Below are 16,606 nucleotides of genomic sequence, written 5' to 3'. Positions count from 1 at the left end.
AAGGCTTCGATTCATGATCTACAAGGGAGACGTTGAGTGTATGATTTTGTAAGGTATCAGGCTACCGCTGAAAATTGATGCGGATGAAAATATTCGAAAACCTCTGAAACCCCTATGAATATGCAAAATATTAAGGGCTGGTTATTATTTTCAATACTTTATTCTAAGCTTTATTACGTATTGAGTATTCCTGGTTTATTACTCAAATGTAGTTTGGCTTTTGATATCATTTTTAAATCCGATAAGCCCCATGACTTTGTTCCATTGCAATAATGATTAAACTTTTTTTTGTCGAGATGATCTCCGGAACATATTAAGGCTAAACAAGCTGAGCATCGTGAACTCATCCAGCATCCTGTACATTTTGAGTTTGCCATTTCGTAAAATTGCTTCAAGAGATATTCTGATTTTTCTTCATCAATACCCTTTTCAATATTTCCAATACTGGCAATTGAGTGTCCTGCTAGTTTTTCACAAGGATAGAAAAAATTGTCAGCCGCTAGATAGAGCCTGCTTGCACCCGGTATGCACTGGCCTAACCCCATAAATTGTGATGAGGATTTTGATTCTAAGAATCGCTTAAGCATTGGAGATAACAACGCAATAGAAAAATCTTTATTTGAAGATGTTTTGGATAAAATTCCAGCACCTTCTTTTAAAAGACGATCAATCAAACTATTTTTTAAGGATTCGACACTATCACTAGATGTTGTTTGTCTAAATTTTGCATCGTCAAGACCATATGTGTCTACATAATTTACTAATAAGTTTACATGTAATTCATTGAAAAAAATCTCTAATTTGTTAAGATTTTCACTTGGCATAACGACAACAGAGCAGCGCACCAAAAGATTAAAATAAGCAACATCAGTGTCTTTAATCATTTGCAGGGCTTTTATTATACAATCATATGTCCCTTCTCCATTTTTAAGTTTTCTAAAGCGATCATTTATTTCTTCAGGACCATCAAGACTTATAACTAATTGAACAGAGTGTTTTATGAAAAATTCTATTATTTCATGAGTCAAAAGAGTTCCATTGGTGGTAATCGAAAATACCATTTCTTTGCCTTTGTTACTGGCTTGTTTCTTTGCGTAGATTATTATTTCTTTTAGTAATGAATAACGCAAAAGGGGCTCGCCACCGTAAAATGAAATGGCCAAAGGCTTAACCTGATCCTGCGAATGATTTAAGAGATAGTCTACACCATCAAAAGCAACTTGTTTACTCATATTTTTTGATGTAAAACAGTCTTTTTGCTCATATGCTGCACCATTAATACAATATTCACAATTCATGTTACAAGAAGATGTTAACTCTAAGACTAATAAGCGCAATTTACGGTTCAGAGTTTCTTTAATTTCTGAGCTAGTATATGGATTTCTAGTAACCGGGCGTAAATCATCTGCGATTGAACTGGATCTAGGAATGTCACAGCCTCCATGTGGGTTGCAATATTCATTAAATATGGGAACCATATCGTCAGCTACCCAATTAATTATACCAGGAACGGTATTGAAAAAAAAATATTGTCCAGCAGTATAAAACAGCTTTCCCGTAAAATATGATGAATCTTTTCCCATGTAATCTTTTTTATGAATTGTTTTAGGAGCCTTTAAGTTAGCTCCCTGTCACCCAAAATGGCAGGGAGCTTGTGATGTTAGCCAGATACTCCACCAGCAAACGATGCCCCAACAGCAACAGAATAGGTAATAACTTCAACACCACTGCAACCAGGATTATTACAGCTGCAGTGTTCTGCACTTCTGGTAACGTTAACTCCATCAATCTGTGCTTCCAGCTTGTCTAATTCAATTCTTGCCTTTGTCAAATCTGCCTTAACTTGTTCTTTTGTTTTTTTAGTCATAATTTTTCCTCCTAATTTTAATTGAGTTGAACTTCTAAATCAATCTCTTCAAAAAGCAGAAAACATAAACCTTTTGCAGAAATTATTTCTTTTTTTTATATTCACGTGGTAGCCCATTCTTAACCTTTGTCTTGTTCGACTTGCCCAGAACATCAGTTTGTCTAAAAACTCATCAAACTGCTTAACTAAATCTTAAATATAGTGATTTTAAGGATACATAAAAATTGAAAATCCTTTTATTTGGAAATAGAATTGAGGTTCTTGTTTGAGTCATTTTTATCAATTGGTGGTATCTGAAAAGAATTGGTGCCGAGCGACAGTGAGACCACGAACACCTTTAGAAATTGCTATCCCAATCTATTTTATCATTGGACATTGAATTATCAGTTAACCTAAAATTGAATTGACTGCATAATAAGAGCCGTATGAATTGAGAGATTTACTGCCTGTCCCGATTTTTTTTCGGGATACGGTTCTGTGAGAAGTTAGGGGTGAATTGAAAATCGACGAAGTCAAATTCCCATGGCCCACTCGACTGTAAAACGTTTTTTTTAAGAATACTACTAATGTCAATTACTTTTCCAATCATTACTTGCTAAAACTAAAGACGTTTCAACTTGTCTTTTGGGTATTGACCAATAGCTTTTCAACAACCTATTTTTTTCTTCAATCGATAAAATTCTAAAATTATGCTTTTTATAGAAATTAATAGCCCAAGATGCATCTGCCCAAGTTCCAATTAAAATAGGTGTTTCCGCTTTATCAATTAAATGCTTCAATAATTTTCCTCCAATTCCTTTCTGTCTTGCAGAAGTTCTAACATAAGCGTGTCGAATTAGGGTTACATCTGTTTTTAACTGTATTCCCATTACACCCAAAATTTTATTGTTTTCTTTGTAATTCCAAAATTCCACACCTTCTTTTATCTGTGTTTCTAATTCTTCTTTTGACATATAAGGTTCTTTCCATCTATCGGTTGGAATAATTCCTTTGTAGGCAATTGAGGCATCATTGATTATTTCATAGATGGTGTCAAAATCTTTTTTCTCGTCACTTTTAATTATCATTCCTATTTTTTTAATGTTTTACTACGCATGTTGGCAACTGGGCATTGTACACTATTTAGTCAGTTTATATCCAATCACTGTTTTATATAAGGTTGGTATTATTAATAGCTTTTCATTGGCAATATATTCAATGTCTGCTGTAATGATTTTTTCTTTTCCTAAATCAATAATTAACTTTTTATCACCATACGAATCAATATGAAATATCTGTCCTTGCCAGGCTCCAGACACAAAAAATCCACTACTGCTATCACTAACAATACCATCTAAATTATCAATTCCACTAAAGATTTTGTTATATTTTTTAGTTAATTTATTTATAGCATATGCGGTTTTGTCATTCATATTCAGCAATAAAACATCATCGTTCGTACATAATAATCCATTGGAACCTGAAAGAAAATTATCATCAAGCCATACTTTTATTTTTCCATCTGATATTTTATAAATCTTATTCCCAAAACAATCAGAAATGTAAATATCACCATTTGAATCAGATGCGATATCATTAAAAAATTTCGCACTATCAACCACAAATACATTTTCAATTTTAGCAGTAACCGTATTTATCTGAACAACTCGGTTAATATCTGCCACATACAATTTGTTCTTATATAAACCCATGCCTTGTGGATTATCTAACCCTTCTACCCATTTTAAAGAATCAATTTCACCATTTGTTTTGATTCTGGAAATAAACCCATTTCCATCCTTTGCAAGATATTTACCGTTAATATTTGATACATAAATGATTTGTCTTGAATTGTCATAAAGTGCTGATTCTGGTTTGCAAAATAGAGAATCCGTTACCCATGCTCTTGAAAAGCTTTGACAAAAACCAATTGTTGAACTTAATACAAGTAAAATTATTATTTTTATTTTTTTCATTTCTTTCAAGTTAATTGATTAGACAATACATTATCTTGTTGTTCAATTAGTCTTTTGCCTTGTTGTTACCAAACGTTTTTATTTGATTCTCTTTACAAATGCTTCTCCTTTACCGATTTCAATAGTTGAGAATACCTCCTTAAATTTCTTGTAATCAAAATCTTTCCGGACTATCCACCAGCACTTTTTGTTTGACTCGAAACAATGAGGAAGTTCTTCTTCAATAAACTCACAAATTCGTAGTCAAAGTGAATGGCTGCAATTTCTTTACTGCGATGCGTATTGGCCGATAGGTGGATTTTTGTGCTCATTTACATGCTCTTGTTAAAGGTTTACTAAATTATAAAATGAATATTGTTTAGCAAAGCAGAATCAAATTAAATAAACAGGAAATAAGCTGATCTTTTTGCCTTATCATGCAAAATAAAAAAAACACCCCAAGCTCTCGCTCGGGGTATTTCCTTTTCTTCAGTTGTATGCAGTAATTAAAAAAAAATGATTCCAGTTGCTTGAATTGCTATCGGCATTCTTTATATGTCTATTGTGATAATTACTATTCCTATTGGAATAAATTATATTCTATTGCTTGGCAATTCTAATCTATTGGCAAAAATTAACTCCTATTGGTAAAAAAGTGCTCCTATTGGTAAACAAGTCAACTATTGTAGTGGTTTTGGCATTTTTTCACTTGCTTTTGCCTCAGTGTATTTCTTGTAAACCTTTTTTTGATACTCACTCGAATACCTCTTTTGTTTCTCTTTGTCGTTCCAGAAGGCGTACTTGCCATAGGCACGAATTTCGTCGACCAATTGTTTCAGGTAGGTGCAGGCTCTGTCGCGCATCAGCTTTTCCGGTCCGTTTTTGCTGTTTTTTACGCCGTCAACCTTGTTCAACAGGTCGAAAAGCCCGCGCGCCAGCTGTTGTGAGCGGTCGGTTTTGGTGGTATCAAATAGAATTGCTTTTTTAAAGGTTCAGGATATTGTCTGGCAAAAGCAGAGATGCATCGTAACATGGCTGTGCTTTACTTTTTTGCCTCGATACAGCTAAAAATTAATTCATTTTAAGTAAAGTCTGTTTTGAAATTAAATTGGCATAAGTAATCATCAGGAATTTATCTGCAATGCTTTTATTTAATTCCGCTTGCAGGTTCTAAAACTTCTGTATTCAATTGATTGGAAATATCGCTTGCCGCTTCACCAATAAAGCGTCCTTCTCCTGATAACAGTTCAATATTTTCGTTGGGCAAAACGGCCAACAGTTTGTAAACAACATTGGTATCGTTTCGGGTGATGGAGAGAACAGCCATTCCTGTAGTTTGGCGTACCCGGATAATTTGGAGGTGGTGAATTTGGGCGATACTTTCCCATTTCCCTGTTTTGTATGCAAACAGACCGATGTATTTTTTGATCCGTTTCTCTTTATTATCAATTAAAATGCCTGTTCGGATAAATAGTAAGGGGATAGACAAAATAATAGCCGCAAGGCCTGCAAATTCAGACATAATTATTGCCAGCATGCCTATCAGTAATAAAATAACACCCAACATAAAGAAATTGGGAGGCAGTTTTCCTGTTGTGTATTGTAAGATCATGGCCTTGGCCTTAGGATTAATTGTTCTGAAAAGGTAGTTAATCTATTCATAATATGTGCAACAGAGTTTGATGTTTTGTATTCAGGCTTGTTTGGCTATGGATAGAATTACATAGTGAGCTTTTTTTCTTTGCGGCATTTCGTGATGGAATTTTCACCACAGGGAACACGGAGAATCACAGAGGAATAAGAATTCTTTAGCGTTTAATTTTCTTTGAGATCTTTGTGAGGTACTTGGAGTTCCTTTGTGGTGATAATATTTAAAAATTCTACCATGTTATATCCTGACTATAGGCAAGCCGGACTTGTGAGGTTATGACTAGATTGATTTCGAGTAATAAATTATCAAATTGCAGATTTTTTCACCACGGAGAACACGGAGAATCACAGAGGTATAAGAATTCTTTAGCGTTTAATTTTCTTTGAGATCTTTGTGATGCACTTAGAGTTCCTTTGTGGTGATAATATTTAAAAATTCTACCATGTTATATCCTGACTATACGTAAGATGAACTTTTCAGGGGATAACTAGTATTTGTGCTTTTTAAATCGAAAACACGATTAATCGATCATCAATTTGCAGATCAGAAAATCCAAATTCTTTTCGAATCCATTCAAATGTTTGTTTCTGATAGATGAATACGTGAGTGGGATCGTTTTTGTAATACCAATTTTCAAAATCGATGTTTTCATCGTAAAGGTGAGTCATGCAGTACAACTTTCCCCGGGGTGTCAATAGTTTTCGAAGCAAAGTAAATTCCTTTCGGGGATCAAAGAAATGCTCTATCACCTCGCAGGAGGCGATGTAATCGTATTGTTCTTCCAGTAATTCGGGGTAGTTGTGAAAGTAAGGATCGTAGGGTGCAATGGAAAAACCATGATCTGTCAGCACTTTGGAAATTACAGGACCTGTGCCTGCACCAAAATCGAGGCCTTTATGATTTGCAGTAAAATCCCGGCGAACGGAATTGGTAATGGGAGAGACGAACTTTTGATATCCCTTGTCATCAATATCATTATTGTGCTGCTGATAGTGCTTTTTTTCAACATTTTGGCTGGGTCTTGAGTTTGCATTGGCAAATATACCAAAGCAAGTATTGCATTGATAATGAATGCGATTTTCTGTTTTATAAAAAAGCTTCGCATTGTTGTTACAAAGAGGACATTGATGCTGCATGTTAATCAACTTTACAGGATTAGTGCTGTGTTTAGTGTTTTCGCACACACTTCAGGTAAAGACCTTCCACCTTTTCGCGTGCCCATGGTGTTTTTCTCAGAAACTTCAGGCTCGATTTAATGGAAGGATCGCTGGTAAAGCAGTTTATTTTAATCATGCTTCCCAATTCTTCCCAGCCATAATAAGCCACCAAAAATTCCAATATATCAGACAGTTTAACGCCGTGCAAGGGATTATTTACCTGCTCTCTGTTGGTTGTATTATTTTCGTTTGATTCCATATTAACTATTTACCCTGTACTAATTATCCTGTACTAATTACTCTGTACTCTTTACTCTATACTAATTACAAAATCAGCAAAGAATATTCCCGTAATTGATTCATTGGTTTCGAATACCAAAATAATTCAAAATCTTGAAAATGATTCTCAAAATCTACTTTTAAAGCCGCTAAAGTAAGTGTGTTTTCTTCCTTTACGGATATTTTTTTCAGTACATCAAGCAACCAATCTCCTTTTTCTTTTTCGAGCGATATTTCGAAGCTATCTGTCTTTTCATGAAAACACATTTTGTAAAGCTCCCAGCTTCTGCCTTTTTTCGATTTTGTGATGGTCACTATTTCCGGTTCGCCTCCCAGCCATAATGGTTTTGCTGAATCTTTTGGAGTGCTGTATTCGACAGTTTCCAGACAGGTTTGAATAAAATCCTGTCTGATACTGGTTTTCGGAATTCTAAAACCGGATGGTACATCGTCGAACCAATTCTGCAAAGGAATTTCAAAGCCCAGTCCGTGCATGTAGTTGTAGAGCGATTTCTTTAATCCGTAGCTAAACAGATCGTGATCGATTCCCGTTTTGTCGGTAAATTGAATATCGTTATTGGCGAATGAAATTTTATTGTACTTGGGTGTAATGCCGTAAGCTGATGGATTTAAGCCGACAGGACTGTGAGCCGTTAATGCAAACTGATGCCAAAAGGCCGATTGCACAATCCCCAATTCGAATATTTGCCGGACCACTTCCAGACTGTCGATGGTTTCCTGCACAGTTTGCGACGGAAATCCATACATCAAATAGGCATGAACCATGATTCCCGTTTCGGTGAAATTGTTGGTAACCCGAGCGACCTGTTTCAGAGTGACTCCTTTATTGATCAATTTTAACAATCGATCGGAGGCAACTTCCAGTCCGCCCGAAACGGCAATGCAACCCGAAGCTTTCAGCAACAAACAAAGATCTTTGGTGAAGCTCTTTTCGAAACGGACATTTGTCCACCAGGTAATGTTTAAATTGCGCTTAATGATCTCGATGGCGAGAGCTTTCATTAATGCCGGAGGTGCAGCTTCATCTACAAAATGAAAGCCTTTTTCTCCGGTTTGTGCCGCAATTTTTTCAATTCTGTCTGCCAGCACTTTGGCTGCAATAGGTTCAAAATATTTGATGTAATTCAGTGAGCCATCGCAAAAGGTACATTTGCCCCAGTAGCAACCGTGTGCCATGGTTAATTTATTCCATCGTCCATCGCTCCACAAACTGTGCATGGGGTTGGCAATCTCAATTACCGAAATGTATTTGCCGAGCAAAAGATCGGAGTCGTCGGGTGTACCCAATTCATGTTGTTTGTAATCCTGAATGGGAGAAGAATTGTTGTATTTTACTTCGCCGCTTATCCGCTCAAAAGTTCGTTTTAATGCAGGTGTTTCGCTAAGCGGATTTAGTACATGATTTGCCAAAAGTTCCAAGGGCAATTCACCGTCATCCAATGTAATATAGTCAACGAAATTGAAGACTCTGGGGTCGTTCACACTTCTTAATTCGGTATTTGGAAATCCGCCGCCCATTACAATTTTAATGGCAGGATATTCTTTTTTAATGAACTGAGCACAACGAAAGGCACTGTATAAATTTCCGGGGAAAGGAACCGAAAAGCAAACCAGTTTAGGATTTTGAATGTTTATTTGCCTGGCAAGTATCTTAATGCTTAGTTTATCGATATAGCTTAACTCTTCCTGCAAATGTTCCTGCAATTGGTCGAAGGTAGATGCACTTCGGCCCAATCGTTCGGCATATCGGCTAAATCCAAAATTCTCATCGATGCATTCGGTAATAAAATCTGACAGATCTTCCAGAAAAAGGGTTGCTAAATGCTTGGCTTTGTCCTGCATTCCCATCAAACCAAAAGCCCATTCCAGATCTTCCACCTGATTGAAGCGCGAGGCTTGCGGTAGAAAATTATCAGTGCATATCTGTCGTGCCAAAGTCTGATTTTTTCCTTGCAGAAAAGAAACCACATCGTTTATTGTCAATAAATAATGTTCCCGCAGGGCGTATATTCTTGACGCATTTTCTGAAATAATCTGCTCTTGCTGAAAAGCGACTTCAAATACCTTTGATAAACCTTCTTTGGAAAAAAGTTCCAGAATTACTTCAATACCCAAATCCATTTGAAAGGAAGATCTGTTTTTCTCATTTAAAAATCCCTTTAAATAGGCTGTTGCCGGATAAGGGGTGTTTAATTGAGTAAAAGGTGGAGTTACCAGAAAAAGGTCTTTCACGTGATTGGCTTTTTTAAAATGGACGATATTGTGTTGGTTTGGAATAATACTTTATTTGCAATCATTTAAATTGATGTCTTCACTTTTGATAAGGTTCAGTCTTATTTTCATTTTTTTCTGAATCACGTTAAAGTGATGTTCATCTTCTTCAGAAACAAAAGAAATGGCTTCTCCCGGCGATTCTGCACGACCTGTTCTACCAATTCGGTGAATGTAATCTTTAGGAGAGCGAGGCAAATCGTAATTTACCACGTAAGGTAAAAATTCGATATCGATACCTCGGGTTAATAAATCGGTGGCAACCAAAACACGAAGCTTGCCGGTTTTAAACTTGCGTAAATTTTCGGTTCGTGCTCCCTGACTTTTCTTGCTGTGAGTACTGGTGGCCTGAATGCCATTTTTGCTTAGTTTATAGGCAACGGCATCAGCCCGGTGTGCCGATGATACAAATACAAGAACCTGCTCCAAATTGTTTTTCTTAATGATATACCGAAGCAACGGCCCTTTTTTTTCTTCGCGAACCGAGTAGGCTATCTGATCGATTAAATCAAGCGTATTTTCTTCAGCCTCTATTTTTATAATCACTGGTTCATTCAAAAGAACCTGATTTACGTTGTTTACATCATCGCTTAAAGTGGCCGAGAACAAAAGATTTTGACGTTTTTTAGGCAATAAAGAAAATATGCGGTTCATTTCGTCTTTAAAACCCAGATTCAGCATTTTATCTGCTTCGTCAAGTACCAAGGCTTCAATTTCCGATAAGTGTACTGCATTCGAATCTACCAATTCCAATAAACGACCTGGAGTGGCAACCAAAATATCCACATTATTCATCGCCTTCATCTGCGGATTGATAGAAACACCACCGTGTACGGCCAGGCATTTAATTGGATCGGCGAGGGCAGATGAAAACTGTTGAAAGACTTCCAAAACCTGCATAGCCAATTCGCGGGTAGGCACCAATACCAATGTCTTGATGTATCTGTTCTTGGAAATACTTCCTCCCTGAAGGTTGGTTAATATGGGCAAAACGTAGCTGGCTGTTTTTCCCGATCCTGTTTTGGCAATACCCAACACATCTTTTTTTTGAAGAATGGCTGGAATCGCTTCTTTTTGAATAGGGTAGGCTTCGTTGTAATTTTGATCGGCCAGAGCTTTTAGCAAAGATGAAGATAGTCCTAAAGATGCAAACGACATATATTTTTGTTCTGATTATTGGTGCGGATTTATTTCCGTCGGTAAAGATAAGGGAAATAAAGCTCAACTAGCTATAAATGGAGAAAGCAACAGTACAATTAAGCAATAAGAACACAAATGTATTTTACATAGAAACACAAATATTTTTTTTCTCTGTGTTATTCCATGTTCTCTATGGTTTGGTTTTTAGCTCTGATTATTTAAGCCAAAGCGTTACTAATTTTTGAATTGAACCAATAAGAGATGTGTTGATAATATAAATTAGGAGAAGTGATTAGTTTTTGTGGTGATTCGATAAGCTCCATGTCTTGGGCTTGGTGGTAAACCATTGTTTTACCTTTTTCCAGTTGCCTTGAAAAAAAATGAGTTTCGGTAATTGTCTTATTTAATAAGGATAATTCTCTCTTGAGATTGCCAATTACAATCTCAAGAGAGAAGGCTGAAATGGGACTATATATTTTAATTTAAATTTATGGCTTTCAGTGAATACGGATGCAAACACCTTCTTCAAAACCACCACTTGTGGCACAATATTCATCACTTGCGCAGTCATCATCAAAGGTGCAAATTGTATGTATTCCGCCTTTAACAGTTTGTTGTTCTTTTTTACTTAGAATTTTAGCACCGTTTAATTTTTGTAAATCTTTCATAATATTGAAATTTTAATAATGTGTGTATCTTGAGCATTTTAAAACCGTCAAGATTTCGGTTTGTTTTTCTTTAGTTCTTGGATGAAGGCTATTTTATTGAAGGGAGGAGGAAAGCAAATATATTTGTTGGCTCCTCCCTTAATATTTTTTTATTCTAAAATATAGCGTTCGCAAGTACCACTTATGCAAGTCCATCCGGCAGGACATGTTCCATCTGCATAACATTGCATTTTTCCACCTTTAACCGATTGTTGTTCCTTTTTGCTAAGAATCTTAGCACCTGCCAATTTTTGTAAATCTTTCATAATATTAAAATTTAATAATGTGTGTATCTTGAACATTTTAAAACCGTCAAGACTTCAGTTTGTTTTTCTTTAGTTCTTGGTTGAAGGCTATTTTATTTTCGAGAGGAGGAAAGCAAATATATTTATTTGCTCTTTTTGAGTCGTTCTGAAATAAATTGTTTTTCTGCCAATCTATTTTAGGACGACTGTTTCCCTATAATTCTTTGGGGTAGCGTTCGCAAGTGCCGCTTATGCAAGTCCATCCGGCAGGACATGTTCCATCTGCATAACATTGCATTTTTCCACCTTTAACAGTTTGTTGTTCTTTTTTACTTAGAATTTTAGCACCGTTTAATTTTTGTAAATCTTTCATAATATTGAAATTTTAATAATGTGTGTATCTTGAGCATTTTAAAACCGTCAAGATTTCGGTTTTATTCAAAATTTTCAATTTAAGAAGAGAAAGTTTTAATTAGACTGCCGGAATAAGCCTGCAAACTCCAAAAGGATCACATCCGTATCCATCAGGGCAACTTAAATCATCAATGCATTTTGAGCGTCCACCTTTAACTGCTTGTTGTTCTTTTTTACTAAGCATTTTAGCATCGGTTAGTTTTTGTAAATTTTTCATCGTAATTAAATTTTAATACAATGTAAGTATTGAAATATCTAATAACTTTTTGCTTGTGAACTTCATATTACCTGCAAGTCCAACATAGATTGCCAGACCAAATTCCATGGCCATTACATTCTTCTTGAGTTGTATATCTTGTTAGAACCTCACCTCCACCTCCGCATGGATCTAGTGGCAAGCCCTTCCAACCACCTGTTATTTTTTGTTGTTCTTTATTACTTAGAATTTTAGCACCGTTTAATTTTTGTAAATCTTTCATAATATTAAAATTTAATAATGTGTGTATCTTGAACATTTTAAAACCGTCAAGGCTTCAGTTTTATAATTATTTTTAGTCTGTTATGAGTTCTGTTTGCGTCGAAACTTCGAACTCGTTAATATCTTCAAGAAAATATTGCAATTCTTCAAAATCATACTCTTTTGGATAGGATTTGCCATTAAGAAGTATTTCAGGTGTAAAGGGAATATTGTTGTTTGTGCACCAATTCTTTTCTTCCATTAAAATTTGAGAATAGTATTCATTTTCTGATTCTCCCCATTTATTTAGCCAAGTGGCAGCATCTCTGCTGGAATAGGCTTCATTCATTGCTGTTAGACATATCTCTTCCCCGTTTAAATGGCAGATCTCAACTAGTTTTGCTGCAATTTTATTATCAATGGCTTTTGTATTTTGAGATACATTGAAACGAACAATGATTTTTACTTCGGTTTCTTGATCTAATACTATGTGAATTAATTTGTGAGCATTTTTGCAAAAGCCACATAAGGGGTTTGTGATGATAACGATTTCCAATTCAGAATTTTTAGCGCCAAATACTATTTCATTGCAGTTTGTAATTGTGGTGTTTATTGCTTGCGATCTGGAAAGCAGATTGTTGAATATTTCGAAGTTTCTTTTGAATTTATTGAATTGTACTTTTAATTTAAAATATTCTGGTTTTAGCCTTATTTTGGGAGCAATGAATAACCAAAGAGCTGTGGTAAGGTATGCCGCAAATGCAAAGAGTAAGTAAGAATTTGGTTCTGATATTATCTCAGAGATTGAATTGATATTTGCAATTGCCAAAGCTGATTGTATCCATAAAACCAAAATAACACCAAGACAAAGGAGACACCATTTTTTTACAATTTGGAACTGATAGTAGATGGAATAGATTGTAAATGGCAGAGCCATAAGACTAGCAAGGAAGAGTGGTGTGAAATTGTTTTTACTTATCACAAAAAGTAAGGAAGATAATACTGAGGTTAGAAAATAAATAATACCAAGATCACTTAATTTAACAAAGCCAAAAAGATTGGATCCTTTCGATTGCATAACATCATCGCAACTAACTTTATCACTAACACCAGTACAAATTTTATTCAAAACCTGAGAAGAAGTTCCTATTTCGTGTTGAAGAATAAAGATACATATCATTAGTCCAATCATCGAAAAAACAAAATGAAATGATTCAAATGGGTTTTGACTCAAGAATAAAAAACAAATTATTAGTACGACTGGAATACTTACAAGTAATCCTTTTGAGAAAATAGAAGAGATATCTGTTTTTATATTTTCATCCGTTTCGATAACTAAGACAATTCCGGTCCATAAATCAATAAAGCTGTCAATAGAAACAAGCTCCGATTTTTTTCCCTCACGTGTAATTTGAATAGCATCCGCTTTCTTGCTGATTAATGCAAAATTATCACCTCTGTTGTTTTCGATATGAGCTATGAAGTAATCGGGTAAAAGAGCAATGTTTTCCTCTGTTTTTGGAATTTCTATTGCAAGATTTGGGATGTTAAAATGATCCAAAACTCCGGTCAAAGAATGTAAACTTGGATACGAAGGATGACCAAATAATTGAAGCTTTAATTCTTCATTATTAACTTTTATGCTATTTTTTGTAAGTAGTTCTTTTAATAGGAAAAATAGGTTTTCGTCCATTTGAGGTAAGTAAATTATTGAGTAATTAGTTATTTAAAAAAGGACTTAATAAAAAGTGTTATAGAACGACTAATTAGGGAAAGTCTTCTTAAAACAAAATATTATGACTATTCTTTTTCTATATCTTCTTGTTTCTCTTTCCGACGAGTTGACTGAAAAGGTTTTTGTGTAAATACTAAAATAAATTGACGAGTATTTGAAATGTGATTTGTAATTATATTTTTTTTTGAACAAAGACTAATTTATTAAAATAAATTTTAATTTGACTATTATATGGTTGGTTATTTTTGAATTATTATTTCATTTGGCATTGAAAAATGTTTGTTTGTCACTATTTATTGATGCTTCGGTTTGTTTTAGATGAAGGATGTTTGATGGATTTGTGGTCATTAAATGCAATAGGGGGGATTTAAAAATACATGTATGGGGTAATGTTAAGTTGTTTTATCCGCTATTCAGGTAAAAGTAGGGACTAAGTGCAATAGTAATGTCTTGATGAAATAGACGGGCACAAATAAGGGGCTTCATTTCACTGCTGTCTATGATACCTTTTTAATGTAAAAATTTCACTTTAGTTAGAGAAATAAAAACTGTTCTGTTTTATATTACAACCGCTTCGCTAAGATGCTTGTTGACTAATTCAAGTAATTTTTTCGCCTTAATTGGTTTGCAGAGATATTCGTTGCATCCCGAATCAAAAGCTTGTTTTTTGTCTTGGCTTGAAGTATAAGCTGTTTGTGCAATAATTAGAACATCTTTATCGTTTTTTCTAATCTGTCGGGTAGCTTGATAACCACTAATATCCGGCAGACGAATATCCATTAAAACCACATCAATGCAGTGCGATAATGCAATTTGTACAGCATCTTCTCCTTTGCCGGTATGTATAATTTTAGCAGATGTCTTGTTAAAAATTTCTTTCAAATATTGAGCATTTGGTTCGTCGTCTTCTACAATTAAAATGTTTTTCCCGCTAAAATTATAAACTTGTTTTGTTTGTTTAGAACCAGAGTTTGAATTCGTGTTGTTGTGATTTGAATTTTGGGGTAATGTAATCGTAAAAGTACTTCCTTTACCAAGTTCAGAATCGAGATGGATAGTACCAGACAAGGAGTTTGTTAGTCCTTTAACGATTGATAAACCCAGTCCAGTACCACTAAAAACACGGTTTTCATCTTGTTCTACCTGCGTAAAGCGTTCAAAAATATTTTTAAATTCCGAAGTTGGAATACCAATTCCGGTATCCGAAACTTGAAGAATTATATTCTTGTGATCATCTATTTTAAGGATTATATTAATTTCACCATGATCGGTAAATTTTAAGGCGTTGCTAATTAGGTTTGCTGCTATTTGCTTTAATTTTTCCTTATCGGTGATAAAAGTTTTGTTTTTAGTTGTTGAACTTGTTAGTATTAGATTGATATTTTGTTTTTTCTGACGCACTTGTTCTTCCCTAAACAATGCATGGATTTCAACGAGGGTTGTGTTCAAATTGCATTCTTCAATATTGAAATGTATCTGTTCTGTTTCTATTTGCGAAATGTCCATAATGTCATTAACAATAGAAAGAAGATCATTGCATCGCTGCATAATAATTTTAGAGTATTTCTCAATACACTCTTTGTCGTTAAATTGCTCGGTAAGTAATGAAGAGAAACCCATAATTGCATTCATTGGGGTTCTAATTTCATGATTTATGTTTTGAAGAAAGATTGTTTTAAGTCGATCACTTTCAACGGCTTTCCTTTTGGTTAAAATCAATTCTTTATTCTGTTGAAGGAGGAGTGCTTCATTTTTTATTGTTTTTTTCTGAGCGATATTGCGTTTTTTCATCTCAATTAGTATTCTTCGATAACCTAAAGCACTAAAAAAAAGGACAACGATATATGAAATTAGATGAGTGAATATCATGCTTTCAATTTTGGTTTGCACGACAGAATTGTATTTTTTCATGGGTATCGAAACGCTTATTCCTCCTCTGATATCACCAAGTTTGTATCCTTGATTGTAATGACATTTTAAACAACTGTTTTCAACGACCATTGGTATCATTAAGCGCAAATACTCTTTGTTATTTATATTTTCAATGCTGGAGTATTCTGTTTTTCCTTTTTCGAATAATTTTAAAGCTTTCGTTTCCCATTCGTCAGCTTTATTTTCAGAATTAATTGGATCTAAACTGGTGATATGTCCTTTTTGACCGTATTGCTGCTCGCCAAGCTTAAAAACCAAACGAGTCATATAAGAAGGATTTATCAAGGTTAACTCTTTACCTGTAGTAGTTGTTACATTTTGTTCATCTAAGAAATTTAAATAGGGGGTGGGTTGAATGGAGTTTGAAATGGGAACATAAATACCACCGTGCATAGATGCCCATTTGCGAAATACCAGATCTTTATTACAGCTTCCAAATGCTTCTCCTTTGGCTAATTCATATGAGGTCTGATTTTCTTTATAAATATCCCAAGCCAAAGAGCAACCTATTAATAAGGCAATGCAAACAATGATTAGAATAAAAAAGTTGGTGATATATCGTATTTCTTTCCCCATGTGTAGATATTAGGCTTGTCAAGTCAAATTTATTTAAACAAGAGTAATCGATTTTACTGATTGGTTTAGGTGCTGTGTTATATTAAGTTATGAATATTTTGATTGCAAACCAAATAACAGTAGCTTATGTACTTAGGTGTGGTGTAGATTTAAATGTTGTTTTATTTATGCTAAAAATATATTGGTTATTGGCAGGAAACCTGCGGATAGGGTTGTAGCG

18 protein-coding genes are annotated in these 16,606 nt (G+C 34.7%); all 18 read right to left on the bottom strand.

Annotation, left to right across the window (positions count from 1 at the left end):
- Positions 1-173 precede the first annotated feature (173 nt).
- The 18 genes from BZG01_RS04650 to BZG01_RS04590 all read right to left on the bottom strand — a co-directional run bounded on the left by BZG01_RS04650 (position 174) and on the right by BZG01_RS04590 (position 16,386).
- Positions 174-1,583 (bottom strand): radical SAM protein, encoded by a 1,410-nt coding sequence (locus BZG01_RS04650; RefSeq protein ID WP_101308664.1) that lies wholly within the window; start codon positions 1,581-1,583, stop codon positions 174-176.
- Positions 1,584-1,660: 77 nt separating this feature from the next.
- The gene (locus BZG01_RS04645) at positions 1,661-1,867 is read right to left on the bottom strand and encodes a hypothetical protein (RefSeq protein ID WP_101308663.1); all 207 of its coding nucleotides are present in this window, start codon (positions 1,865-1,867) and stop codon (positions 1,661-1,663) included.
- 569 nt (positions 1,868-2,436) lie between these two features.
- The gene (locus BZG01_RS04640) at positions 2,437-2,934 is read right to left on the bottom strand and encodes a GNAT family N-acetyltransferase (protein WP_180327219.1); all 498 of its coding nucleotides are present in this window, start codon (positions 2,932-2,934) and stop codon (positions 2,437-2,439) included.
- A gap of 51 nt (positions 2,935-2,985) precedes the next feature.
- Complete coding sequence (locus BZG01_RS04635) at positions 2,986-3,822, bottom strand: SMP-30/gluconolactonase/LRE family protein (RefSeq protein WP_101308662.1); 837 nt, start codon at positions 3,820-3,822, stop codon at positions 2,986-2,988.
- 170 nt (positions 3,823-3,992) lie between these two features.
- Positions 3,993-4,133, bottom strand: coding sequence for a hypothetical protein (locus BZG01_RS21525; protein ID WP_180327217.1), 141 nt, complete (start codon positions 4,131-4,133; stop codon positions 3,993-3,995).
- A gap of 348 nt (positions 4,134-4,481) precedes the next feature.
- Positions 4,482-4,715, bottom strand: coding sequence for a hypothetical protein (locus BZG01_RS04630; RefSeq protein WP_101308661.1), 234 nt, complete (start codon positions 4,713-4,715; stop codon positions 4,482-4,484).
- 233 nt (positions 4,716-4,948) lie between these two features.
- Positions 4,949-5,413: a hypothetical protein gene (locus tag BZG01_RS04625; RefSeq protein ID WP_101308660.1), complete on the bottom strand. Its 465-nt coding sequence runs from the start codon at positions 5,411-5,413 to the stop codon at positions 4,949-4,951.
- Between the two features lie 542 nt (positions 5,414-5,955).
- On the bottom strand, positions 5,956-6,588 hold the full coding sequence (locus BZG01_RS04620; RefSeq protein WP_101308659.1) for a class I SAM-dependent methyltransferase: 633 nt from the start codon (positions 6,586-6,588) through the stop codon (positions 5,956-5,958).
- A 31-nt stretch (positions 6,589-6,619) separates the two neighbouring features.
- A complete protein-coding gene (locus BZG01_RS04615; RefSeq protein ID WP_101308658.1) occupies positions 6,620-6,868 on the bottom strand; it encodes a VF530 family protein in 249 nt (82 codons plus the stop codon).
- Between the two features lie 65 nt (positions 6,869-6,933).
- A complete protein-coding gene (locus BZG01_RS04610; RefSeq protein ID WP_101308657.1) occupies positions 6,934-9,141 on the bottom strand; it encodes a B12-binding domain-containing radical SAM protein in 2,208 nt (735 codons plus the stop codon).
- A gap of 51 nt (positions 9,142-9,192) precedes the next feature.
- On the bottom strand, positions 9,193-10,338 hold the full coding sequence (locus BZG01_RS04605; RefSeq protein ID WP_101308656.1) for a DEAD/DEAH box helicase: 1,146 nt from the start codon (positions 10,336-10,338) through the stop codon (positions 9,193-9,195).
- A gap of 479 nt (positions 10,339-10,817) precedes the next feature.
- A complete protein-coding gene (locus tag BZG01_RS21520; RefSeq protein WP_180327215.1) occupies positions 10,818-10,988 on the bottom strand; it encodes a hypothetical protein in 171 nt (56 codons plus the stop codon).
- 149 nt (positions 10,989-11,137) lie between these two features.
- Positions 11,138-11,293: a hypothetical protein gene (locus tag BZG01_RS21515; protein WP_180327214.1), complete on the bottom strand. Its 156-nt coding sequence runs from the start codon at positions 11,291-11,293 to the stop codon at positions 11,138-11,140.
- A 193-nt stretch (positions 11,294-11,486) separates the two neighbouring features.
- Positions 11,487-11,645 carry a hypothetical protein gene (locus BZG01_RS21510; RefSeq protein ID WP_156197092.1) on the bottom strand — a complete coding sequence of 53 codons (159 nt, stop codon included), beginning with the start codon at positions 11,643-11,645 and terminating at the stop codon, positions 11,487-11,489.
- 99 nt (positions 11,646-11,744) lie between these two features.
- Complete coding sequence (locus BZG01_RS21505) at positions 11,745-11,903, bottom strand: hypothetical protein (protein ID WP_180327213.1); 159 nt, start codon at positions 11,901-11,903, stop codon at positions 11,745-11,747.
- 67 nt (positions 11,904-11,970) lie between these two features.
- A complete protein-coding gene (locus BZG01_RS04600) occupies positions 11,971-12,165 on the bottom strand; it encodes a hypothetical protein (protein WP_143470833.1) in 195 nt (64 codons plus the stop codon).
- A 72-nt stretch (positions 12,166-12,237) separates the two neighbouring features.
- A complete protein-coding gene (locus BZG01_RS04595; protein ID WP_101308654.1) occupies positions 12,238-13,836 on the bottom strand; it encodes a vitamin K epoxide reductase family protein in 1,599 nt (532 codons plus the stop codon).
- A gap of 600 nt (positions 13,837-14,436) precedes the next feature.
- Positions 14,437-16,386: an ATP-binding protein gene (locus BZG01_RS04590; RefSeq protein ID WP_101308653.1), complete on the bottom strand. Its 1,950-nt coding sequence runs from the start codon at positions 16,384-16,386 to the stop codon at positions 14,437-14,439.
- Between the last annotated feature and the right edge of the window lie 220 nt (positions 16,387-16,606).

Origin of the sequence: Labilibaculum manganireducens (assembly GCF_002843385.1) — a bacterium.
Lineage (GTDB): Bacteria > Bacteroidota > Bacteroidia > Bacteroidales > Marinifilaceae > Labilibaculum > Labilibaculum manganireducens.
Note: the sequence above shows the minus strand (reverse complement) of the source record. Positions and strands in the feature narration are given on the sequence as shown.